At 32.9% G+C, this 608-nt stretch carries 1 protein-coding gene and 1 pseudogene; both read left to right on the forward strand.

From position 1 onward, the window contains the following. Positions 1-315 (forward strand): annotated as a pseudogene (locus LS69_RS10110) (hypothetical protein); the annotation flags it as partial. A 3-nt stretch (positions 316-318) separates the two neighbouring features. After that, positions 319-608: hypothetical protein (locus tag LS69_RS10115; RefSeq protein ID WP_138124727.1), on the forward strand; the 290-nt coding region annotated here is incomplete at its 3' end.

Consider the following 608-nt stretch of genomic DNA (forward strand, 5'->3'; position numbering starts at 1 on the left):
TCATTATTTTATTATGAAAATGGAAATTTAGAGGCAAAATATTGTCTAAAAAATGGACAATTTGATGGAATCCAAGAAATGTTTTATGAAAATGGGAATAAGAAAGTGCAAGGCTTTTTGCAAGAGGGTAAGCCTATGGGAATTGCGTTAATCTTTAGGGAGAATGGACTATTATTGTTTGAGATTGACTATGATAAAACTATGGTAAAAGAGTTTGATGAAAAAGGTATGGTAAAAACATTGAATGGAAATGAAGCAAGTGCCATTATTCGGATGATCATTAAAGGAACACAAAAACTAGAATATAAGGAATAAAGAATGGATAGATTTATGCCCAATAAGGAAAATGTTAAGCGTTTTTTAAAGGAAATCATAAAAGACAATTTTGGAGAAAATGAACATGCAAATATGCTTTTTTCAGATGAATTACAGGATAAGATGTCAGAATCTCTTGCAGAATCACTAACTCCTGATTGGCTTCCCAGCAAAGTAAGCCCAACCATGAATCTCAATCCCTCCCTAACCCTAACCATTAATCCTAATTCTTCCCATTCTAATTCTTCTTCCAATCCTTCCCATTCTAACAATTCCCACCCCAATTCTTCTTA

It is taken from the genome of Helicobacter sp. MIT 05-5294 (genome assembly GCF_000765675.1).
Lineage (GTDB): Bacteria > Campylobacterota > Campylobacteria > Campylobacterales > Helicobacteraceae > Helicobacter_D.